Here is a 22151-nt window from a genome sequence, read left to right on the forward strand (position 1 = left end):
CCACCGTTCGTGGTGTGACTGCGAGTGCCCCTCCGATCCGAACGTATGCGTGAGAGAAAGCACAGCGAATTCCGGCCGACCTCATCGACCGAAGCCCGTGGAGCCCGTTCTTTTGCTCAACGAAGCACGGAGAAAGGCGACTTCGCGAGGAACGCCCGTCACCGACTGCCCGGTAAATCTCCTCATCCGGCGAGCCGGATCGGTCCGGCCCCGAGGACCGCCCGTCCTCTGGACGAAATTCGGCGAGGAGAGCCCACGTCCGTCTGTGAGCCACGGCGACGGGTTCTGCGCCTGCTCTGCCGAGTCGCGCCGCGGACCGTGCCGTACGGTCGACCCTCATGAGCCTTCAACATCCTGCGAACCGTGGTGGCGACAGGCCCGGACGGTTCGCCCGCCTGGCGGAGTACGTCTCCAACTTCACCAGCTCACCGGCGTTCTTCGGCGTCTGCATGGTCCTCGTCGGCATCGTCATCGGCGCGCACCTCGCCAAGCTTGATGTGACCTGGCTGCTGCTCGCCGGCGAGTCGATGACCGCCGTGACGCTCCTGCTCCTGGCCCTGCTGAAGAACTCCGAGCGCCGCGCGGAGCACGCCATTCAGCTGAAACTGGACGCTATAGCCGCCGCGCTCCTCGAAACCCGGGAAGGCAGGCCGGGAACAGCCGTGCGCGATCTCCGGGAGGCGAAAAAGATCGAGGACGACACCTGATGACGTCCGCCGCCCGTCCGTTCCTCAGTCCCCGGCCTCCGGGTATCAGCCCCCAGTAGTCGGGCAGAACGGAGGGCGGCCCCGACAGAAACCGTCGGGGCCGCCCTGCGTATCGAGTCATCCAAGGCGAGTTCTCCGCATCACCATGAGCTGAGTGCATTGCAGAGAAGCCCGGCACGAGATACTGAGGATTCACACCCGCTCTCAAACCACAAAAAGTTGCATTCAATAGCGTCCTGAAATGATGAGTGCGTGATCGTCGTCCCTCCTCCGCGTCTGCGAAGAGTCCTGCTACTGGCGCTGCTCGATCGCCGCCGCCGGAGCGTTCTGCTCGTGGACGGGCTCGGCTCATGGTCGCCACTGACGAGGCGGGTTCAAATCCGGCAGCGTGTCGTGGAGTAGCCGCAGGTGCCGACCTGCGGACTGGAGGATCTCCATCGTGCCTTCTACGAAGAGAGTGCGGACGCCGCTGTTCGCGCGGCAGCGTGACCGGGTGCCCGCTCGGGGCGTTCAGGCGTGGGTGTCGTCGTCGCCCAGGTTGCCGCCGAGTTCGCGGGAGGCTTCGGCCTGTGCGAGGAGTTCCTGGGCCTTGGCTGTCACGCCTTCGATGGCGTCGGCGCCCGCGACGAAGCGCTGCGGGGGCTTGCTCTGCCCTGCGATGGTGAGCAGGGCGCGGGCGAGCTTGGCGGGGTCGCCGGTCTGCCGGCCGTTCATGCTCTTCCAGGCCGCGACGGTGGCCGTGGTGCGCTCCGCGTAGTCGTCGATGGTCGGCTCGGGCCAGATGGTGGAGTCGTCCACGAGGAGCTCGGTGCGGAAGAAGCCGGGCTCCACGACCGTGGTGTGGATGTTGTAGGGCTCGACGTCGTAGCGCAGGGATTCCATCCAGCCCTCGACGCCGAACTTGGAGGCTAGGTAGGCGACGCAGAACTCCTGGCCGATCAGACCGGCGGAGGAGGAAAGCGTGATGATGTGGCCGACGCGCTGCTTGCGCAGTGTGGGCAGGGCGGCGCGGGTGACGTTCATCGGGCCGAAGAGGTTGGTCTCGATCTGCCAGCGCATCCGCGCGGGCGTGATCTCCTCGAGGTAGCCGGCTTGGCGTGCTGCAGGTTCGCCTCTCGAAGGTCGGCTCCCTCCAAACTCCAACGCCTCGAATACCGCGCCGGCGCCCCCTCCACATCTGGCACACCGTGCTCGAACGCCTCGACGCCGACGGGCAGAAGCGCCTGGCAACACACGCCATTCCCGCTGTCGTCCTCGCCGGAGACGAGGTCGACTGCTCCGTTGACCCACCGAAACCGCCGCCCGCGCCCGGGTGCCCTCCGGGGTACGGGTGCTTGCAGAACTCCGCGTCGACGATGTGCCCAACCACCGTGTCCTGCAACGCAAGGGCATCAGTGAGCCTTTTTCAGCGTGGCCACCGATCGGGTGTCGGTGGCGGGGTGAGGGTGAGTCCGCAACGGACAAGTCCCCGGCGCCATTGAGCTGTCCGGAAGAACGCGTAGGCTGTTCAGCCACTACGGCAGCGTGCCGGGCAAGCGTCTACCCGGCCGACCACGGCGCCGGATCCTTGCGGGTCGCCGGTCTCCCCGGCGGCTTCCACTGCGGCCTTCAACGGGCGGCCAGTTCCGTGAAGCCGACAGGTCCGGGCCAGGTGCCGGGCGGCTGGTGTCGCGTACCAGCGGGTGCAGCAGCGTGACCGGCAACCAGTTCAGCCCGGCCGGAGTGCCAGGTCAACTCGACACTTCCTCCCGTCGGCGGTCGTGGCCCGCAGTGGCGGGGAGAGCGTTGTCGATGAGGACGGCGGCGATGGCGGCGGCGGCGGGGAAGGCATCGGCATTGAGTACCCGGGTGCGGGCCGCGGCGCCATCGATGAGCAGCGCGAGCTGCTCGCCGAGCTGCTCGGGGTCGGCGGCGCCGGCTTCGCGGGCGGTGTCGGCGAGCCGCGCGGCGACGGCCTTCTTGTAGTCGCTCGCGTACCGGGACGCGGGGTGCTGGGGGTCGTGGAGTTCGACGGCAGCGCCGATGTAGGGGCACAGGGGGGTGGTGGGGGGGATGTCGAAGGCGGCGAGGAGCCGTTCGCGGGGGGTGAGGTCGGTGCGGTCGAACACGCCCGACAGAACGGAAGGGTCGAACCGGCGTAGGTACTCGGCGACGAGTTCGTCCTTGCCGGCGAAGTGCTGGTAGGCCGTGCGCTTGGACACCTCGGCGGCCGCGCAGAGCTCGTTCATGCCGGTGCGGTTGATGCCCTGCTCGCGGAACAGCTGCTGGGCCGCGCCGAGGATGCGTTCGCGGGCGCCCCGGCCGCGGCGGCGGCCCGTGGGGCCCTTCTCCAACTCCGTCATGGCTTCATCGTACCGCAGCTAGGTAACGACCGGTGTACATAGTTTGCGTACGGGCCGCACGCCCCGTACCGTAAGCACACAGGGCGGTGTACTTAACGCGCCGCCCCAGGTACATACGGCACCACCGACTCAAGGGAATGACGATGGGAAAGCTCGACGGCAAGGTCGCGGTCATCACCGGCGGCACCACCGGCATGGCGCTGGCCGGCGCGAAGCTGTTCGTCAACGAGGGCGCGCACGTCTTCATCACCGGCCGCCGCCGGGACGCCCTGGACGAGGCCGTGAAGCAGATCGGCCGCAACGTCACCGGCGTCCAGGGCGACGCCGCCGACCTGGACGATCTGGACCGCCTGTACGACACCGTCAAGCGGGAGAAGGGAAGCCTCGACGTGCTGTGGGCCAGCGCCGGAGGGGGCGAGCCCGCTCCGCTCGGCGAGATCACCGAGGCCCAGTTCGACACCTGGTTCGGGCTCAACGCCCGCGGCACCCTGTTCACCGTCCAGAAGGCCCTTCCGCTCTTCAACGACGGCGGCTCCATCCTCATGACCGGCTCCAACGCCTCCCTCGGCGCCTTCCCCGGCTGGAGCGTCTACGCCGGCAGCAAGGCCGTCCAGCAGGCATGGGCCCGCGTCTGGCTCAACGAGCTCAAGGACCGCCGCATCCGCGTCAACGTCCTGACCCCCGGCCAGGTCGCCACCGCCAAGCAGGAAGAGCTCTTCGACGAGGCCACCAAGCGCCAGTTCGAGTCCCTCATCCCCCGCGGCCAGATGGGCCGCCCCGACGAAATCGCCACCGCCGCCCTCTTCCTCGCCTCCGACGACTCCAGCTACGTCAACGGCATGGAACTCGTCGCCGACGGTGGCACCACCGCCATCTGAACCGAACCACACACCACCAGGGCAGGACATCTCATGAGCAGCATCAGCATCATCGGCACCGGCAACATGGCCCGCACCATCGGCGCACGGGCGATAACGGGCGGCAACACCGTCGAGGTCATGGGCCGCGATCAGCCCAAGGCCACCGACCTGGCCCGGGATCTCGGCGGCGGCACCACGACAGGCGAGTGGGGCACCGCCCCGGCCGGGGACATCGTCATCGTGGCCCTGCTGTACGACGGCGTCGTGCCGACCATCGCCCAGTACGGCGACGCTCTCGCAGGCAAGGTCATCGTCGACATCAGCAACCCCTTCAACTCCACCTTCGACGGGCTGGCCCACCGCGAGGAGACCTCGATCGCGCAGGAAGTCGCCAAGGCGGTACCTGCTGGCGCCAGCGTGGTGAAGGCGTTCAACACCGTCTTCCGCCACGTTCTGGAGAAGGGCCGACCCGACGTCTTCCTGGCCGGCGATGACGCGCAGGCCAAGGCGAGTGTGGGGGCGTTCATCGAGAGCCTCGGGATGCGCCCGCTGGACGTCGGCGGCCTGAGGATGGCGCACTGGCTGGAGGGAGCGGGCGTGGTCACGGTGGGCCTCGCCAACCATGGGGTGGGGAACCTGGACTTCGCGCTCGGCATCACCGAGCTTCCCGTCTGACCAGACGGTTGACGGAACACCGAAGGGGCTCGCCATGAAGCTTGGTTTCACACTTCCCATAATCGGGCCCGCCATCAGTAGCGCAGCCGGCCTGGGCACGTTCTGCCGCGGGATCGAGGATCTTGGCTACGACACGTTGTGGGTCGGCGATCGCCTGGTCCAGCCGGTCGATATGCACAGCGTCTATCCGGGCAAAGAGCAGCCGTACCCGCCGCAGATGAAGCGTTACCTCGACCCGGTGCTGCTGTGGACCGTCGCCGCGACGGCGACCAGCCGGGTGCGGCTGAATGCCAGCACGCTCAGCACCTTCTACTGGGAGCCACCGCACCTGGCCCGGATGCTGACCACACTCGACGTGCTCAGCGACGGCCGTCTCGAAGTCGGCGTGGGACTCGGGTGGATGAAGGACGAGCACGACATCTCCCGCAGCGCGGACTGGCACCGGCGCGGGCGGATGCTCGATGACTTGCTGGCGTTCCTGCACGAGTGGTGGACGACCAACCCGGTTTCCTGGGACAGCGAGTTCTTCTCGCTGCCGCCGGTCCACGCCGACCTGCGACCGGTGCGAGCAGGGGGGCCGCCCATCTGGATCGGCGGCACCAGCGAGGCCGCGATGCGCCGGGTGGGCCGCAGCGCCACCGGCTGGCTCGGGATCGATTTCCTGCCGGACGAGGTCGCCGGCCGCTTGTGGTCGCTCGCGCGCCAGGCGGCGCAGGAGGCTGGCCGCGATCCCGACACACTGAAGAAGGCCATACGTATCAACCTCGAACCGGGCACGTCCGTTGATTCGCTGGCCGACAAGCTCAAGCGCTTGGCGGAATCCGGTGCGGACGAGGCGTTCGTGGACGCCTTCGCACCGTTCCCCGACCTTGACCAGATGCTTGACTTCGCCGGACAGGTGATCGCGCGCACCGGTCGGTTGTGACCACCCAAGAGCAGGACGACCAAGGACGTCCTCGCCTGGTTACCCGTCGGGAACGCGGCCGTCGGAGCCTTCCCTGTTGGGCTCGTCACGTCACTTCAGGAAGGTGAATGGGTACGCGCGGACATCGCGTGGCCTTTCGATTCGGGTCTCCCGACGGGTGCCCTCCGCGGGTGGGCCCCGGGCCCGTATTCGGTTAGGTGATCACTGAGCCTTCTCCACGAGGCCACTGATTGGACGAGACTGACCGCATCGACCGGAAGGCCGCAACGGACAGGGCTCCCGTGCCGTTGGAGGACGTGTTCGAAGTCCCAACCCATCGGCAGAGGAGCCCTGTTGGTCCTCTATCCCGCCGCACTCGACCTTCCGCATGCCCTGGTCGAGTGGGTCACGATGCTCATCGTCACCGCGAGGGTGACCGGCGGTGCAAACTCCCGCCGCATCAGCGCGCGCTCGTTGCCCTGGTGTACCTTCACCGCCACGACACCCTCCCGGATCGAGTCCGGCTTGGGGGTATCCGTCGGCACCGTCCACGCGTATGTGACCGCCGTGACCGATCTGCTCGCCGAACGGGCCCCGGGCCTGCTCAAGACTCTGCGCGAGCGTGATCCGGAGTTCGTCCTGCTGGACGGCACTCTCGCCGAGTGCGACCGCGTCGGCGACAGCCGGGCGGACTGCTCGGCCGAGCATCGCCGTCACGGCGTGAACGTGCAGGTCGTCACGGATCGCGCTGGTGAGGTGCTGTGGATCTCGCCCGCGCCGCCGGGCCGCACTCACGACCTGACAGCGGCCCGCAATCACTGCGTCATCCGGATCTGCGAACGCCAGGGCGTCCCGGTCCTCGCCGACCGCGCCTACCAGGGCGCCGGCCCCTGGGTGACCACCGGACTCAAACGCCCACGGGGCGGTGAACTGCCCCTCACCCAGCGCACCGTCAACCGGACCCTGGCCGCGGCGAGGGCACCGGTCGAACGCGGTATGGCACGGCTGAAATCCTGGCAGATCTTCCGCGGATCCCGCATCAGCCCCAACCGCAGGACCGTCATCGCCAAAGCTGTCCTCACCCTGGAGAGGCAACGCTGAAAACGGTCATCGTTGAAGTACAAGCCCAGGAATGCGGCAGCTGCGGATGCAGGCTCATCTGCCGACGCTGTCGCGGGCCGACATGATCGAGGGCCTCCGCGGGACACGCCCGTGCCGTCGGCCGGGGATGCTTACCTGTGCCCCGATTCACCCGGGCGCGCACCGCGCGTCGCCTCTCCGCCATCACCGTCCTCGCTCTGACTGCCTCCGTCGCTCTCGCCGCTCCGGCGTCGGCGCATGTGGAAGTCGAGGCGAAGGACGCCAGTGCCCTCGCGAAGAACGTCACTCTGGACTTCAACGACCCGCACAACGGCGCACAGCGCTGCGGGCGGGCTCCGACCGGCGCTGTTGATGCACACGGTCACCCGAGGTTCAGCGCCGGACACGGCTCCGGTCACCCGCCGGCGCCGTCATGCCGGCGGGCTTCGGCCGGTTCGGTGTCAGCCGTCGGATGATCATGGGTGTTACCAGCATCACGACCAGGAGCCGCAGGCTCTGCACGGTCGAGACCAGGGCGACATCCCCGTGGGAGGAGACCGCCGCGGCGAGGACCGCGTTGATCCCTCCGGGGGTGGTGGCCAGATAGGCGTCCATCAGTGGAGTGCCCGTCGCCCTGGCGAAGATCCACGCCATCCCGGCGCAGCCGAGGCATACGGCCGTCATCGCGGCGAGGATCGACGGCAGCAGTCCCCGTACGCGTCGGAGCGTGTCGCGGGTGAAGCGCACCCCGACGTCCATGCCCACGAGGACGAAGACGACGTCCTGAAGAATTCCGGTCGGCGCGAATGCCGGGATGACGCCGCTCATGGTGGCGACGAGTGCGATGAGCATGGGCCCGATCAACGCGGGCGTGGGAAGGCGCAGCCGACGCCCGGCCAGGACGCCGGCAACCGAAACGGCGGCGAGCGTCAGCAGACCGGTCAGCTGGTCCGGCCCCGCGACCAGATGGAACAGGCCATGGCCCGGCCAGGATCCCGGTCCGCCGCCGACCGGGCCCGATGACAAGCCGCCGGCCATCCAGTGGGCGAGCAGCGGCGCGGTCGTCGCGACGAGCCCCACGCGCAGATACTGGTTGAAGGCGACGAGCCGTACATCGGCCTTGAGTTCATCGGCGCAGGTCACGATCCCGGCTGAACCGCCCGGCATCATGCCGAGGACCGCGCTCGGCCGGCTGATCCGCCCTTTGCGCGCGAGGAACCACGCGATGGCCACACTGAGTCCGATCGTGGCGGCCGTGACCGCGGTGAGGGGCAGCGCGGACGGTGCCGCGGCCATCAGGGCGGAGGACGTCAGATGGCTGCCCATGAGCGCGCCGACCAGTGCCTGGGACGTCCGGTTCGCGGGTCCGGGAAGGCGGTCGCGGACCCGGCCCGACAGCGCGAGGACGGAGCCCACCAGCAGAGAGGCCAGGAGATACGGCGAGGGAACACCCAGGGCAGAGCCCACGGCGCCGGCCGCGTACCCGCCCGCGATGATCAGTGCCCAGCGCAGCTCGGGCACGGAACGCGGTCGTACGCCGGCCGGTTTCGGCGCGGGGGCCCGCGGGAGTTCCCGCGTATCTCCGTTTTCCCGCTCGTGCACGGACGTCGGAATCACTGTGCCGCCTTTCGCCGTGGGGTGACAGGTCTCGCGGGTGGCCCCGCGGGCGTCGCGGGTTTCCACGGTGCGGGGTCCGGCCTGTGCGGCAGCTGAGAGAAGCTGAGCGAATGCTGAGGCGCCCCTGAGAGCACACTGAGAGTGCGCGGGCCGACCAGCAGAAAGGGCCCTTGGCCTCGGTTTTCCCTACACTCGGGAAGGGGTGATCGGCCTTCCTGCTGGTGCCCGCCGATCGACGCACGAGGAGATCCGGGTGCGGGTACTGGTGGTCGAGGACGAACCGCACATCGCCGCCGCGGTCGAGCGCGGTCTGCGCGCCGAGGGTTTCGGTGTGGACGTTGCCGAGGACGGCGAAAAGGGACTGCTCCTCGCACGGCGCAACGAGTACGCGGTGATCGTGCTGGACCTCATGCTTCCCGGACGCAACGGCTATGACGTCTGCCGGACACTGCGCTCGTCCGATGTCATGACGCCCGTACTGATCCTGACGGCGAAGGACGGCGAGTACGACGAGGCCGACGCGCTCGACCTGGGCGCCGACGACTTTCTGAGCAAGCCCTTCTCGTTCGTGGTGCTGCTGGCCCGCGTCCGCGCGCTGCTCCGCCGCAGCGCCCCCCAGCGGCCCGCCGTGCTGACCGCCGGCGACCTGTGGCTCGATCCCGGTGCCCACCGCTGTGGCCGGGGCGAAAGCCTCCTCGAACTCACTCCGCGTGAGTTCGCCCTGCTGGAATATCTGCTGCAGCGCTCCGACACGGTCGTGAGCAAGACCGAACTCCTCACCGAGGTCTGGGACGCCTGGTTCGAGGGTGATCCGAACATCGTCGAGGTGTATGTCGGCTATCTGCGGCGCAAGATCGACGCTCCCTTCGGCCGCGCCGTCATCGAGACCGTGCGCGGCGTGGGCTACAGGCTGGACGGGAAGGGCGGCTGAATGCCTCGGCTCCGCCTCCGCCCGCATGGACCCGCCGTCCGGTGGCCCCTCGCCGGGTCACAACTGACGTTGCGTTCCCGGGTGACCCTGTGGGCCACCTCGATCGTCGCCGCGGCGACGATCCTGGCAGGCGTAGGTCTCCTCCTCGCGCTGCAGTACTCCACCAGGCGTGATCTGGACGCCATCGCCGTCCAGCGTGTTTCGTACGTCTCTTCCCTGGCCGAGCATGGCCGGTTGCGCGGCCTCATCCCCTCGACCGGTGGTGAGGCGGACGTGGTGCAGGTAGTGGATGCCTCAGGACGCGTGCTCGCGAGCTCCGACTCCGAAGTCCGGCCCGGAAGCCACAGTGGTTTCCCTCATCCGCTGCCCTCGGGGCTCCTCGACGGCCGTCCCATGACGCTGCACAACCTGGCGGGAATCGCCGACGGAGGCGATTTCCGCGTCAGAGCCCGGCCGGTCCGTGTGGACGGACACCCGGCCACGATCGTCGCGGCCGTCTCCCTGGCCCAGTCGGAGCGCACGCTCTCCAGCCTCGTCACCGCGCTCGCCATCGGCATTCCGGTGCTGGTCGCCCTGGTGGCCTGGACGATCTCCCGCACGGCCCGGCGCACCCTGCGCCCCGTCGATACGCTGCGCCGCCAGGCCACCGACATCAGCGCGACCGACCGGCACCGCCGTCTGGACCTGCCCGACTCCCAGGACGAGATCCACGCTCTGGCGGTCACCCTCAACGACATGCTCGCCAGGCTCGACGCGGCCTCCACCGCCCAGAGCCGCTTCGTCGCCGACGCCGCGCATGAACTGCGCAGCCCTCTCACCGCGATCCGCGCCCAACTGGAGGTGCTGGCGCGCTACCCCGATCCGGAGCGCGATCCCCTGGTGGCGGCCGCTCTGCTGGAGGACACCGAGCGGTTGCACGATCTCGTCGAGGATCTCCTGGCCCTGGCCAGAAGTGAGGATCCCGCCCCGCGCAGGCCGCACACCGTCGTCGACCTGGACGAGGTGGTCCTCGCCGAGGTCCGTCGGCAGCACGGCCTGACCGGAACCCGCGTCGACGCCCGCGGGGTCTCGGCCGGCCGCGTACGGGGAGACGCCGAGGCCCTGCGTCGCGTCGTACGCAACCTCCTCGACAATGCCCGCCGCCACGCGGCTCATCAGGTGCGGGTCGCCCTCACCGAACACGGCGGTACCGTCGAACTGACCGTCAGCGACGACGGAGCCGGTATCCCGCCCGAGGACCGCACCCGGATCTTCGAACGGTTCACGCGCCTTGACGAAGCCCGCTCCCGTGAGGCGGGCGGCTCGGGTCTCGGTCTCGCCATCGTCGCCACCGTCGTCAGCGCCCACGGTGGCACTGTCCGCGCCGATCAGGACCCGCCGGAGGAAGAGGGCGGTCTGGGCGGCGCCCGCCTGGTGATCCGGCTGCCGCCGGCGGGCCGGCCAGACTGACAGCGAACACACTCAACGGTGCGGGGCGATCACAGAGACAGTTCGTCGTCTGCGAGGTGGGCGTTGAGGTGCAGGTGGCGCGGCGGGTGCGGCAACGCGCGGGCATCGGTGGAGCGCAGCCCGTCGAGGGTGAGTTGGAGGTAGCGGCGCCACGCGTGCGGCTGCGTCGCCAGCAGGGGTGCCGCTGTCTGGTGGATGCCGGCGAGGAGCAGCACGATGTCGGTTCCGGTGATGTCGCCGCGAATGGCGCCTTGTTCACGTGCGCGGGCCGTGAGCGTCTCGGCCGCGTCGCAGAGGCGGCCGATCGCGTCCCGTACGCCGGAGTCCTCCAGTGACGGTTGTCCGATCACTTCGCAGAACGTGCGGTCGGCGACCAGCGCCTCGACGCCGCCGGTCATGAATGCGGTGAGCGCCGCTGTCGCGTCCTCTTCCTCGGCAAGGCGCTCCGCCGTGCCGATCAGCCGGTCGAGCATCTGAAGCATGATCGCCGCGATCAGTTCGTCCTTCGAGGCGAAGTGCCGGAACACGGTGCCTTTGGCCAATCCGGCCCGGTGGGCGATCTCCCCCATCGACGCCTCCGTGCCGAGCTCGGCGAACGTCGCGGTCGCGGCCTGGAGCAAGAGCTGCCGGTTGCGCACCATGTCGGCACGTCGGCCCGGCGCCGCTGTCTCTGTCATGTCGTACCTCCCCGCCGGTCGCGAGCCTACCCCAACATGACCGCACGGTCATATTTACTGTACGGTCAAAATGACCCGGCGGTCACTTTGTGGAAATCGACCGCGCTCCGCACATCCCCGGAAGGTAACGACATGAGCAACACCCTCGAAGGAAAGACCGTTCTGGTCACCGGCGCGTCCTCGGGCATCGGCCAGGCCACCGCTCTCGCCCTGTCGAAGGCAGGCGCCAAGGTGGCCGTCGGGGCTCGCCGGACCGACCGGCTCAAGGCCCTCGCCCAGGACGCCCCCGGCGAGGTACTGATCCTGGACCTCGATGTAACCGACCGTCAGTCGGTACAGGACGCGATCACGGCGACAGTCGACCGCTTCGGAGCCCTCGACGCCCTGGTGAACAACGCGGGCCTCATGCTCAGCGGCATGATCACGAACGCGGACACCACGGAGTGGACACGCATGGTCGAGACCAACCTGCTCGGGTCGATGTACACGGTCCATGCCGCCCTGGGGCACCTGCTCCGGAGCAAGGGCGCCGTGGTGCAGATCTCCTCGACCTCGGGGCGTACCGCTTCGGCCGGCGGTGGTGTGTACGCGGCGACCAAGTTCGGCATCACCGCGTTCTCCGAAGCCCTGCGGCAGGAGGTCACCACACAGGGCGTACGCGTCATCGTCGTCGAGCCCGGCTTCGTCGCGACGGAGCTGACCAGCCACATCACCGACCCGGCCATGCAGGCCGCGGCGAAGGGCATGGCCGAGTCCATGCGGACCCTTCGGTCCGAGGACATCGCCGGCGCCGTCCTGTACGCGCTCACCCAGCCCGAGCACGTCGCCGTCAACGAGATTCTGATCCGGCCCACCGACCAGGCCCGCTGAGCACGGCGTGCGGGCCCCGGTCCGGGGGCCCGCACGCCCGTCCCGAACACCGGACCTCTCGCGCTCCGGGGTCGTACCTCCGCGGCGCGCGGCCAACCACGTGTTCATGCGCAGCTGTCGGGGACGTGGTCGCCCGTCTTCCGCAACAAGCGCGCGCTGTTCAAGGACGTCGTCGACACCTCCCTCGCGGGCGACGCCGAGCCCCTTCGGCGACGGCCGCCGAAGCGGAGTCCGCGGCCGGCCGAGGCTGTCGCGTCAGGGCGGTCGGCGTGGTGCTCTCAGCCGCCCGTGCCCTGTGTCGCCCCGGGCCCCGGCTCCGAGTGGTCGAGCCGGTAGCCGTGCCCGCGCAGTGTGGTGATCGTCGGCAGGTGTGTGGTGTCGGGCGTGTCGGCCGATGCCTGGTGCAGGCGGCGGCGCAGTGAGGCCAGGGTGACGTCGAGTGTCTTGGTGGGGCCGAACCAGTTCTCGTCCCAGACCTGGGCCATGAGCGTCTCGCGGGACACCGCGGCGCCCGCGTGCCGAGCGAGGACGGCGAGGAGTTCGAACTCCTTGGGGCGCAAGGTGATGTCCCGCCCGGCGAGCAGGCAGCGCCGGGCGGCGGTGTCCACGGTGAGGTCGCCGAGGCGGATCGGTCGCTCGCATCGGCCGGATGCCGGCGGTCTGCGGCGCAGATGCGCGCGCAGTCGTGCCAGCAGGACGCTGAGGGTGAAGGGTTTGACGAGGTAGTCGTCGGCCCCGGCGTCGAGGCCGGCGATCACGTCGATCTCGTCGCCTCGGGCGGTGAGGATGACGATCAGTACGTCGGGGAAGTCCGCCCGCAGGGTGCGGGCGATGTCGACGCCGTCGGTGTCGGGGAGTCCCAGGTCCAGGAGCACGATGGAGTAGGTGCGCGTCCGGATCTCGGCCAGCGCGCTCAGTCCGGTCCGGCACCAGGTGGTGCCGTAACCGTGACCGCGCAGTCCGGCGTCCAGATGGCGTCCGATCGTGTCGTCGTCCTCGACGACCAGGACCCGGGTCGCCTCGTGGAGTGCGGGCGGGCTCATATTCCGAAGCATAGGCGCGGGCCGCCCGTGTCGTTCCGGCGCTGTTCCGGGGGCTCTCACAGGTCCCGGAGTTCTTCGACGGGCGGCCGGGAGGAGCGCCGGGCGGCGTTCAGTGCCGAGCCGCCGATCGCCGCGGCCGCGGCGCCCGCGGTGAGGGCCAGATAGCCCCAGGGGACGGCGATCGTCGCGGGTGGCGGGTCGAAGATGCCGGTCAGGACCTTCACCAGCATCTGGGACAGGGCCCAGCCGATGAGTGCTCCGCCTGCCAGGCCGCCGACGGTCGTGACGACCGCCTCGCTCAGGACGAGTCCGCGCAACTGGCGTCCGGTGGCGCCGAGGACGGTCGTCAGCGCGAACGTGCGGCGCCGTTCCGCGAGACCGAGTGCCAGGACTATGCCTCCGGACGCGGCGGCCAGCAGCACGGCGAAGCCGAGTTCGATACGGGTGAGCCCGGCCAGGTCGACCGAGGTGAGGCTGGAGCCGACGGTGGCGCGTGTGTGCGTGATGTCGGTGACGGTCGCGCTCGTACCCAGCCGGTGGCGGAGTTCGGCGGCGACACGTTGTTGGCCGGTGCCCGAGGTGTCGAGCAGGAACGCGCCGATCGCGTCGCTGCCGGTCGTCTTGGCGACGTACGAGGCGTTCGCCACGAAGAAGCTGTCCTTGGGTGCGGTGGGGAATTCCTTCACGACTCCCTCGTAGTGGAAGGGGACGGTGTGCAGCGACTTCGTACGGCTGTCCTGGAGCCGCAGATTCAGGGTGTCGCCGGGGCTGAGCTGAAAGTCCTTGACGGTTTCCTGGCTGACCAGGATCGAGTCGGGATGGGTGGTGAGCTTGTCCATGAGGCTCTTGGCGGTGCCACCGACGAAGTAGGCGTCCTGGAGGGAGGTCGCCGACGCGATGCTCGCCGGCTGGACTCCGTACAGGTCCTGGAGGTCGGCGCCGACATAGGCGAACCGGTGCTGGAGCGGTTCCACGTGACGTACACCCGCTGTTTTGAGGGCGCTCCCCCCGTCCGGGCCGACGCTGACGCCGGGGGATTCGGTGACGGTGACGTCGGCGCCGTTGGTGAGCTGGGCGTCGACCTCGGCCTGCTGCCGGTAGGTGGAGTTGAGTGTCGCGGTGGACGCGGCGAAGGCGATGGCGAGTGCGAGCAGCACGACGGCGCGGGCCAGCGGGCGCCGGCGGCGGGCCATGCTCGCCGCCGTCGTCCCGGCGAGGGTGCCGGTCAGCGGACGCGTCAGCCGGGCCACGAACCCCCGGCCATGGGCGAGCACCAGGAGGGCCAGCCGGCAGAGGAGCAGGGCGGAGCCGAACCAGAGCAGGGCGGGGCCGAGGAAGGCCCAGTACGACACCGAGATGCTCGCCACCCCCTCCGGGGCGAGGACCAGCGCGTACTGATTGCCGCTGGACGCCCGGAAGACGAGAAGCGAGGTGGTGAGGAGGATCAGGTCGACGCCGTACCGCATCCACCACGGGGAGCGTGTCCGGCCGACGACGCGGCGGGCCGCCGCGACCGTACCGCCGCGCAGGTCACGCAGCGCGGGCACGAGGACGGCGCCCGCCGCGACCAGCAGTCCGAGCACCAGGGCGAGGGCGAACCAGCCGCCGGCCGAGGTCCCTCTCGCCCCGAACGAGGCGGTGCCGAAGGCGATCCGGCCCGCCACGGCCGCGACACCGAGGCCCAGCAGCCCGCCCGTCACCCCGAGGACGGCCGCCTCGGCGCCCGCCAGAGCGGCCACCTGGCGCGGACGGAGCCCGCGGGTGCGCAGCAGGGCCTGCTCACGGCGCCGCCGATCGGCCCCGGCGCCCGCGACGGCCGCGGTGAGCAGCGCGGCCAGCACCGCCCCGGGTACGCCCAGGAAGAGGAACAGGATCTGCGCGTACAGCGCGTCCTGGCGGGCCGCGTCGAGGGACGCGCCGAGGTTGTCGCCGACCACACCCCCGCCGGTGGTCCGGGCCTCCAGATTGCGCGCCGCGGCGGCGTCCGAGGTGTAGGCGGCCGCGGGGTCGGCGGGCAGCGGCGCGTCGCGGGTCAGATGGATCTGGGTGGTGACGGCCGCCGGGTCGGCCGCCTTGACCGGGGCGGTCAGGGTGTCGAACGACCGGGTCGGAAGCAGCAGTACGTTGTCGGGCGGCGCGCTGGGCTGGGACTGCGGTGGCGCGCCGACTTTCTGGAACAGCGAGTCGGCCTGCGGCAGGTCCACCACGCCGGCCACCTTCACCTGGGCGGGCTTCGCGCCGGGCAGGTTGACGGTGACGGTGTCCCCGGGGCCCACGTGCAGGTTCGCCGCGGTCTGCTGGGCGATCAGTACCCCGGACGTCGCGCCGGTGAGCTGGCGGATCTCGCGCGGGAAGGTCTGCCGGTAGGTGTCCGGCAGCCCCAGCACCACGCCAGGTCCGGTGTCGTGGACACTGCCCCCGCCGGTGGCCCGGAAGCCCGTGCTGCGGGCGAAGCCGACGCTCTGCGCGTCGCGCACGCCGTGCGCGGACCGTACGGTCTTCAGTACCGTCTCCGGGTCGCTGCCCGGCTGGACTTCGACCTGCCAGTCCACCGCGACCGAGCTGACGGCCCGGTCGGTCATGGTCGTCTTCGACGCCGTCAGGAACGAGCCGAGCGAGGCCACCAGAGCGACGGCCAGGGCGATGCCGGACATGGTGGCCGACAGGCGGCCGGTGTGGTGGCGGAACAGGCCGCCCACCCAGGTGGTGACAGTGCTGGTGACAGTCATGAGGTTTCTTCCGTGTGTGCCGTTCCCCGGGCTCTTGCGGATGGACCGTGCCGGGGTCGCAGACGGCCTTCGTGCATCTCCCACCGTTCGCCGAACCGCCCGGCCACCGCCGGGTCGTGGGTGGTGACCACCAGCGCGGCGCCGATCTCGTCGGCGGCGGCGATGAGGACGTCGATGACGCGCTGGCCGGTCGCGTGGTCCAGCTGGCCGGTGGGTTCGTCCGCGAGGACGAGGCGGGGGCGCATGGCCAGCACCCGTGCGACGGCGACGCGTTGCGATTGGCCGCCCGAGATCTCCTCCGGCAGCTTGCCGGCCAGATCCGCGGCGCCGACCAGGGTCAGGGCGTCCAGTGCCCGCAGTCGTGCCCCGCCTTCGGGGATGCCCGCCAGGACCAGCGGGAGTGCGGTGTTCTCGGCCACGTCGAGAGCCGGAATCAGGCTCGGCCCCTGGAAGACGACCCCGGTCCCGCCCGCCCCGACGCCGCGCCGGTCGACCGTGCCGGCCGTGGGCGTCTCCAGGGCGGCGAGCAGATGCAGCAGGGTCGATTTGCCGGAGCCGGACGGACCGGTCACCGCGATCCGGTCCCCGGCGCGCACCTGGCAGGTCGCCCCGTGCACGGCCACGACGGCGGCCGGCCCGCTGCCGAAGGTACGGGCGGCGTCCTGGCAGTCGACCAGCAGATCGGCGGTGCTCATGACGCTCTCCCGTCGCGCAGGGTGATGACCCGGTCGGCGATCTTCACGGCCTCGGGACTGTGGGTGACCAACAGCACCCCGCCGCCCGCCAGGGCGCGGGAGCGCAGCAGGCCGAGGATGCGCTGTTCCGTCGCCCCGTCGAGTTCACCGGTCGGTTCGTCGGCGAGGAGGATGTCCGGGTCGTTGGCCAGGGCTACGGCCAGTCCCGCGCGGGCGAGTTCGCCGCCGGCCAGCTCCTGTGGCAGGGCGCGGGCACGGTGGCCCAGCCCGACCTGGTCGAGCAGCTCGACGACCGATTGGCCGGCCGTACCGGGCGTGGCTCTGCGGGCGAGGCGGATGTTGGCACGGACGTCCAGATGGGCGATGAGATTTCCGGACTGCGACAGGACCCCGATACGGCGGGCGCGCATCCGGGCCCGTTCGGCCTCGGGCCGGTGGCTGATCCGTTCCCCGCCGACGTGTACGACGCCGCCATCGGGCTCGTCCAGCCCGGCCAGGCAGGCGAGCAGCGTCGACTTGCCGGAGCCGGACGGCCCGATGACCGCGACGCTCTCCCCGTACCGGACGCGCAGGTCGACCCCGCGCAGCGCCAGCGTCTCCTCCTCTCCCGACCGGTAGAACCGGTACAGATCCTTGGCCCGCAGCGCATCCGTCCCCGACCTGTCCGGGGCCGTCACGGTGGTCACCGCCACCTCAGCGAATCGGAGACGATGCGCCAGGGGTCGACGTTGTCGGCGCCGACCGGCCCGGACAACGTCAGATCGACCTCCCGGCCCCGGTGGTAGAAGGTGTACCGCTCGAAGGCGTCGTGGACGGTCTTGCCGGTCACCTCGTCCGGTGCGCTGTCCCCCCGGTAGGTGAGCAGCACAGCCTGACCCGCATGGCGGGTGACCATCGACGCCTTCCCCTGCGAGAAGGCGGGCACCTTCTCGCGCAGAACCGGCACCTTCTCCGCCGTCACCGAATCGGGGGACGGCGGCGCGGGTGTGTCGACGGTGGCGATCTCGATCCTGTTCAGCTTGTCCGTGAAGACGGTCGAACCGCCGCTGGTACCGCGCGCCCAGCCCTCGGGCACCTTGACGGTGAAGCCGCCGGCCGGTGGTGTGTACGTGACGAACGCCTGGTCGTCGGGGATGTCACCGGCGGGATTGGACTCGACCGGAGCCGGTGCGCCGGTGCTGCCGTTCGATGATCCGCCGCCCGGCGAGGAGCCGCCACAGCCCGCGACACCTCCCGCGGTCAGTGCCAGAGCGGCGAGCGATAGAGCGAGGGTGCGTCGCATGATCATGGTGCCCTTCACGAGTGTCCACGAGTGAGGCCGACTGCCGTTGCCGTGACGCTAGGCATCGGCCGGTAAGAGCTCGGCCCGCCCACGGTTAGACGACGGCAAAACCTTCCGACGCGAACCCGCCGCGCCCGTGAAGCGCCGCATGATGGACACCATGAGACAGCACGTGGTCCGGGTGGCCCTGGTGGCGGCGATCGTCGCCCTCGCCCTGCTGGTCGTGCCGCTCGCCATCGCCATCCGGGTGTCGTTCTTCGCCGACGAACGTGGGGAGCTGGAGCGTGCGGCGATGGCCGCCGCGGTCCGGGTCGGTCCCGGATTCACCGCGGGCGACCCGGTCGAACTGCCCTCCCCACCCGGCGAGGGACGGCTCGGCGTCTACGACGGCGAGCTGCGCCTGCGCGCGGGCACCGGGCCACGGACAGCGGACACGGTCACCCGCCGGGCCGTGGCCGACGGCGTGGTCGAGGAGCACACCGGCGGCGAGCTGGTGGCCGCGGTGCCCGTGTCCCAGGACGAACGGGTCGTCGGGGTGGTCCGTGCCTCGGTCGGTGCCGGGAGTGTCTGGAATCGTGTCCTGCTGGCGTGGGCCGCCCTGGCGGGCGTGGTGCTGGTGGCCCTGGGGGTCGCCGTCCTCGTCGCCCGGCGGCGGGCACGTTCCCTGAGCGAGCCGTTGGAAGCCCTCTCCCGTACGTCACAGGCGATCGCCGACGGCGACCTGACCGCCAGGGCAGCGGGCAGCCGGGTCGCCGAGATCGACCAAGTGGCCCGTACGCACAACGAGATGGTGTGGCGGCTGTCCGAACTCCTCCGGCGTGAAAGGCACTTCACCGCCAATGCGTCCCATCAGCTGCGCACTCCGCTCACCGGCCTGCGCCTGGGGCTGGAAACGGCCCTCAACGACTCCGGCGCCGACCCGCGCGCCGCGCTGGAGGAGGCGCTTGAACGGTCCCAGTACCTCCAGGACACCATCGACGAGGTCCTCCGGCTGGCCGGGGCACCGGCCGTGACCGCCTCCCGCCCCGCCGGCCGCCCGGTCGGCGCACTGCTGGAGCACGCCGAGACCCGCTGGCACGGACCGCTCGCCCTGGACGGCCGCCGACTCGACCTCGTCATCGACCAAGCGGTCGCCGCGCTGACCGTCCCCGGCCGCACCACCGCCCAGATCCTCGACATCCTCCTGGACAACGCACGGCGGCACGGCAGCGGAACGGTCACGGTGACTCTCCGCGAGATCGGCGACGCCCTGGCCGTCGACGTCGGCGACGAGGGCCGCCTCACCACCGACACGGCGGAGCTCTTCGAGCGCGGCACCACCACCGGTCAGGGACAAGGCATCGGACTCTCCCTCGCCACCGATCTCGCCGACAGTACGGGTGCACGGCTCAGCCTGACCCGACGAGCGCCCACGTGCTTCACCCTGCTGCTCCCCGCCCCGTCGGCGGATCCTCCAGAAGCGGGACCGATATGGTGACGCGCGCCCGCGTCCTGATCGTCGAGGACGATCACGGCCTTCGCGACGTGCTGGCCCGCGGCCTGCGCGACGAGGACTTCGACGTCGTGACCGCCCCCGACGGTGCCGTCGCCCTGCGCACGGCCGACCGGTCCGTGGACGCGGTGGTACTGGACATCGGGCTGCCCGACTCCGACGGCCGGGACGTGTGCCAGGCCATGCGCGGTGCGGGCATCACCGCCCCGGTGATCTTCCTGACCGCCCGCGGGAACCTCACGGACCGACTCTCCGGCTTCGCGTCCGGCGGCGACGACTATCTGGTCAAGCCCTTCCATCTGAGCGAACTCGCCGCGCGGCTGCGCGCCGTACTGAGCCGCGCAAGCTCCTCGAAGGTCGTCACCGACGACACGGGCGCGCTCCGCCTGGACCCGTTCCGGCACGAACTGAGCGTCCACGATCGCCCCGTCGCCCTCACACCCACCGAATTCCGGCTCCTCGCCCGTCTGATGGCGGAGCCCGGCGCCGCCATCGAACGGCGAGCGCTCCTGCGGGCAGGCTGGCCGGAGGGCGCGCGGGTCAGCGACAACACGCTCGACCAGTACCTCACCAGGTTGCGGCGGAAGCTGCGCGAGGCGAACTGTCCGCACCGTATCCATACGGTCCGAGGGATCGGATACCGTTTCGCATGAGACGCCTTCGCGCCGCCCCCACCCTGCGAGGCCGTCTCGCGCTGATGGCCCTGGTCGCCGGCGCCCTGTGGGTCGCGGTCCTCACGACCGTGTTCAACCTCGCCCTGGACGACCAGCTCCGCCAGCAGGCCGACGACGTGGTGCGCACCCGCGCGGAAGCGGTCGGCGCCACCGTCGAGGCCCGGCCGGACGGCCGGCTCACCGTCCGGGAGCCCACACAGGACCGGACACTGGACACCGGTGTATGGATCTATCAGGGCCGACAGCCCGTCGAGACGCCCCCCGGCGCGTCCGGTCCACCCCGGCGACAGGCGGATGCGCTGGCCGGCAAGAGCAATGTCTTCGCCGACGGTTCGGGCACCGGCCCTTGGCGCCTGTACGCGCTCCCCGTCGCGAAGGCGGACGGCTCTGGCCAGGCGGGGACAGTCGTGGCGTCGGTGAGCCTGGACCCGTATCGCAGCACGGCCGACGCGGCGCTCGTGGCGTCCGTCGCACTGGCCGTGGCCCTGCTGGGTGGCATCTATCTCCTCACCCGGCTGGTGGTCAAGCGCGCTCTGCGACCCGTCGCCGCGATGAGCGACCAGGCCGCGCGATGGAGCGAATCCGCCGCCCCCGAACGCTTCGGCTCCGCCGGACGGCCCGCCGAACTCGGCGCGCTCGCCGCCAATCTGGACGTACTGCTGGACCGGCTGGCCGCCGTCCTGCGCCACGAACAACACCAGGCGGCCGAGTTGTCACACGAACTGCGCACCCCGCTGGCCCGCGTCATCGCCGAGACCGACTGGCTGAATCGGCGGCCTCGCGACGCCGCCGAGCTGCGGACTTCCCACGAGGCCATCGCAGGCGCCGCGGCGACGATGCGGCAGATCTGCGATTCCCTGCTCTCCGAGGTCCGCACCCGCGAGTCGCCTGCCCCCGGCCGCTGCCGCTTCCCCGATGTGATCCACCAACTGGTCGGACGGGACCGGGCCGGGGTCACCAACTCCCTGACCGTGACGATCGAGGGAGAGCACGCGGACATCGGCGTCGCCGAGGAGGTCGCCGTGCGCATTCTGACGCCCCTGCTGGACAACGCGCGCCGCTACGCACGGCACGCGGTGACCGTCAGATGTATGGCGGGCACCGGAAGAATCACGCTGTACATCGGCGACGACGGGCCAGGGGTGCCCGACGAGTTCCGGTCCTCGCTGTTCGAGCCCGGCCGTCGCGCGGATCCCGGCGACGGCCACGACGGCGCGGGCCTCGGCCTGGCGCTTGCCAGACGTCTGGCCCGCGCCGCGGGCGGGGACATCGCGCTGTCCGGCGCGGGCCCCGGCACGTCGTTCGCGGTCAGCCTGCCCGCGGGCTGACCCGGTCCGCGTCCGCCACGTCCCGATTGGTGCGGGACAGATAGACGACCAGGCCGAGAATGACCGCGAGGAACAGGATGCTGGTGGCGACCGCGCCGAGCCCGAGACCGCCGTCGGCACCCGGCTGGGACAGGTAGTCGCCGAGCGAGGCGCCGAGCGGCCGGGTCAGCACGTAGGCGATCCAGAACGACCACACGGCGTTGAGGTCCAACCAGTGGTGGGCGACGGCCACGACGGCGATCAGACCGGCGAACAGGACGGCGGACAACCAGTACCCCACGTTGAGCCGCTCGGCGGTCAGATCCCCGGCCGCGGTGCCCAGGGCGAACGTGAACAGGATCGCGAGCCAGTAGTACGCTTCCCTGCGGCCTGTCCGGATGGTGTGGATCGACAGAGTCCGCTCACTCAGATACCAGGCGGCGAAGGTGACGGCGAGGGCCACGGCGAACACCACCGTCGTCGTCTCCAGCGGGACCCCGAGGCTGTCGGTGAGATTGTCCGTGATCAGCGTACCGACCACGCTGATCAGCACCACGGCGAGCCAGTACACCCACGGCACATAGGTCCGGGCGCGGAACTGGACGACCAGAGCGACGGCCAGCAGACCGCCCATGACGTACGAGGTGGTGACCAGCCCCAGACCGAGGTCAACATTCAGGAGATCCGCGGCGGTCTCACCCACCGTCGTGCAGAGCACTTTGATCACCCAGAAGTGCAGGGTGACCTCGGGAACCTTGTTCGCCATCTGCCGAAGCCGGGCTCGCGACCGGGCCGCATGTGTGTGGGTAGTCATGGA

At 70.4% G+C, this 22151-nt stretch carries 20 protein-coding genes and 1 pseudogene; 11 read left to right on the forward strand and 10 right to left on the reverse strand.

Going from position 1 to position 22151, the window contains the following annotated elements; all coding sequences use genetic code 11:
• The first annotated feature begins 338 nt into the window (after window positions 1-338).
• Window positions 339-707: a low affinity iron permease family protein gene (locus ACIOGX_RS00165; RefSeq protein WP_387014307.1), complete on the forward strand. Its 369-nt coding sequence runs from the start codon at window positions 339-341 to the stop codon at window positions 705-707.
• A 510-nt stretch (window positions 708-1217) separates the two neighbouring features.
• Here ACIOGX_RS00165 and ACIOGX_RS00170 read toward each other — a convergent pair.
• Together ACIOGX_RS00170 and ACIOGX_RS00175 are read right to left on the reverse strand one after the other, a co-directional pair.
• Window positions 1218-2099 (reverse strand): SDR family NAD(P)-dependent oxidoreductase, encoded by an 882-nt coding sequence (locus tag ACIOGX_RS00170; protein WP_401908784.1) that lies wholly within the window; start codon window positions 2097-2099, stop codon window positions 1218-1220.
• Between the two features lie 338 nt (window positions 2100-2437).
• Window positions 2438-3049, reverse strand: a complete 612-nt coding sequence (locus ACIOGX_RS00175) for a TetR/AcrR family transcriptional regulator (protein WP_401908786.1) — start codon at window positions 3047-3049, stop codon at window positions 2438-2440.
• A 143-nt stretch (window positions 3050-3192) separates the two neighbouring features.
• Here ACIOGX_RS00175 and ACIOGX_RS00180 point away from each other — a divergent pair, with 143 nt between their 5' ends.
• The 4 genes and pseudogenes from ACIOGX_RS00180 (at window position 3193) to ACIOGX_RS00195 (ending at window position 6589) form a co-directional block, all read left to right on the forward strand.
• Complete coding sequence (locus ACIOGX_RS00180) at window positions 3193-3927, forward strand: SDR family oxidoreductase (protein WP_356518300.1); 735 nt, start codon at window positions 3193-3195, stop codon at window positions 3925-3927.
• Between the two features lie 33 nt (window positions 3928-3960).
• Entirely contained in the window at window positions 3961-4584 is a 624-nt protein-coding gene (locus ACIOGX_RS00185) for an NADPH-dependent F420 reductase (protein ID WP_401908789.1), read from the forward strand.
• A gap of 34 nt (window positions 4585-4618) precedes the next feature.
• Window positions 4619-5509, forward strand: a complete 891-nt coding sequence (locus ACIOGX_RS00190) for a TIGR03619 family F420-dependent LLM class oxidoreductase (RefSeq protein WP_401908792.1) — start codon at window positions 4619-4621, stop codon at window positions 5507-5509.
• A gap of 333 nt (window positions 5510-5842) precedes the next feature.
• Window positions 5843-6589 (forward strand): annotated as a pseudogene (locus ACIOGX_RS00195) (transposase family protein).
• Window positions 6590-6961: 372 nt separating this feature from the next.
• Here ACIOGX_RS00195 and ACIOGX_RS00200 read toward each other — a convergent pair.
• Window positions 6962-8089: an AbrB family transcriptional regulator gene (locus tag ACIOGX_RS00200; RefSeq protein WP_401908795.1), complete on the reverse strand. Its 1128-nt coding sequence runs from the start codon at window positions 8087-8089 to the stop codon at window positions 6962-6964.
• Window positions 8090-8438: 349 nt separating this feature from the next.
• Here ACIOGX_RS00200 and ACIOGX_RS00205 point away from each other — a divergent pair, with 349 nt between their 5' ends.
• Together ACIOGX_RS00205 and ACIOGX_RS00210 are read left to right on the forward strand one after the other, a co-directional pair.
• Complete coding sequence (locus ACIOGX_RS00205) at window positions 8439-9116, forward strand: response regulator transcription factor (protein ID WP_401908797.1); 678 nt, start codon at window positions 8439-8441, stop codon at window positions 9114-9116.
• Between the two features lie 81 nt (window positions 9117-9197).
• Complete coding sequence (locus ACIOGX_RS00210; protein WP_401908799.1) at window positions 9198-10565, forward strand: sensor histidine kinase; 1368 nt, start codon at window positions 9198-9200, stop codon at window positions 10563-10565.
• 29 nt (window positions 10566-10594) lie between these two features.
• Here the strand turns inward: ACIOGX_RS00210 and ACIOGX_RS00215 are convergent, their stop codons facing one another.
• Window positions 10595-11242: a TetR/AcrR family transcriptional regulator gene (locus tag ACIOGX_RS00215; protein ID WP_401908801.1), complete on the reverse strand. Its 648-nt coding sequence runs from the start codon at window positions 11240-11242 to the stop codon at window positions 10595-10597.
• A 132-nt stretch (window positions 11243-11374) separates the two neighbouring features.
• On the opposite strand from ACIOGX_RS00215, the gene ACIOGX_RS00220 reads away from it, so the two are divergent.
• Complete coding sequence (locus ACIOGX_RS00220) at window positions 11375-12112, forward strand: SDR family NAD(P)-dependent oxidoreductase (protein WP_401908803.1); 738 nt, start codon at window positions 11375-11377, stop codon at window positions 12110-12112.
• 278 nt (window positions 12113-12390) lie between these two features.
• Here ACIOGX_RS00220 and ACIOGX_RS00225 read toward each other — a convergent pair whose 3' ends face one another.
• From ACIOGX_RS00225 to ACIOGX_RS00245, 5 genes are read right to left on the reverse strand one after another with little or no spacing between them, the layout of a single operon-like run.
• Window positions 12391-13155 carry a response regulator transcription factor gene (locus tag ACIOGX_RS00225; protein ID WP_401908805.1) on the reverse strand — a complete coding sequence of 255 codons (765 nt, stop codon included), beginning with the start codon at window positions 13153-13155 and terminating at the stop codon, window positions 12391-12393.
• A 56-nt stretch (window positions 13156-13211) separates the two neighbouring features.
• Window positions 13212-15884, reverse strand: a complete 2673-nt coding sequence (locus ACIOGX_RS00230) for an FtsX-like permease family protein (RefSeq protein WP_401908807.1) — start codon at window positions 15882-15884, stop codon at window positions 13212-13214.
• Window positions 15881-16579 carry an ABC transporter ATP-binding protein gene (locus ACIOGX_RS00235; protein ID WP_401758130.1) on the reverse strand — a complete coding sequence of 233 codons (699 nt, stop codon included), beginning with the start codon at window positions 16577-16579 and terminating at the stop codon, window positions 15881-15883. Before ACIOGX_RS00235 ends, ACIOGX_RS00230 begins: the two co-directional genes overlap by 4 nt.
• A complete protein-coding gene (locus ACIOGX_RS00240; RefSeq protein WP_356518313.1) occupies window positions 16576-17265 on the reverse strand; it encodes an ATP-binding cassette domain-containing protein in 690 nt (229 codons plus the stop codon). The genes ACIOGX_RS00235 and ACIOGX_RS00240 overlap by 4 nt, the downstream gene beginning before the upstream one ends.
• Window positions 17262-17861, reverse strand: a complete 600-nt coding sequence (locus tag ACIOGX_RS00245; RefSeq protein ID WP_401908810.1) for a hypothetical protein — start codon at window positions 17859-17861, stop codon at window positions 17262-17264. Before ACIOGX_RS00245 ends, ACIOGX_RS00240 begins: the two co-directional genes overlap by 4 nt.
• Window positions 17862-18021: 160 nt before the next feature.
• Between ACIOGX_RS00245 and ACIOGX_RS00250 the strand changes: the two genes are divergently transcribed.
• From ACIOGX_RS00250 to ACIOGX_RS00260, 3 genes are read left to right on the forward strand one after another with little or no spacing between them, the layout of a single operon-like run.
• Window positions 18022-19338, forward strand: a complete 1317-nt coding sequence (locus ACIOGX_RS00250) for a sensor histidine kinase (protein ID WP_401908812.1) — start codon at window positions 18022-18024, stop codon at window positions 19336-19338.
• Complete coding sequence (locus ACIOGX_RS00255; RefSeq protein ID WP_401908814.1) at window positions 19332-20006, forward strand: response regulator transcription factor; 675 nt, start codon at window positions 19332-19334, stop codon at window positions 20004-20006. The genes ACIOGX_RS00250 and ACIOGX_RS00255 overlap by 7 nt, the downstream gene beginning before the upstream one ends.
• On the forward strand, window positions 20003-21355 hold the full coding sequence (locus ACIOGX_RS00260) for an ATP-binding protein (RefSeq protein ID WP_401908816.1): 1353 nt from the start codon (window positions 20003-20005) through the stop codon (window positions 21353-21355). Before ACIOGX_RS00255 ends, ACIOGX_RS00260 begins: the two co-directional genes overlap by 4 nt.
• On the opposite strand, the gene ACIOGX_RS00265 is transcribed toward ACIOGX_RS00260, so the two are convergent.
• Window positions 21336-22148, reverse strand: coding sequence for a hypothetical protein (locus ACIOGX_RS00265; protein WP_401908818.1), 813 nt, complete (start codon window positions 22146-22148; stop codon window positions 21336-21338). The two genes, ACIOGX_RS00260 and ACIOGX_RS00265, sit on opposite strands and share 20 nt — an antisense overlap.
• Between the last annotated feature and the right edge of the window lie 3 nt (window positions 22149-22151).

Origin of the sequence: Streptomyces sp. NPDC088147 (assembly GCF_044741565.1) — a bacterium.
GTDB lineage: Bacteria > Actinomycetota > Actinomycetes > Streptomycetales > Streptomycetaceae > Streptomyces.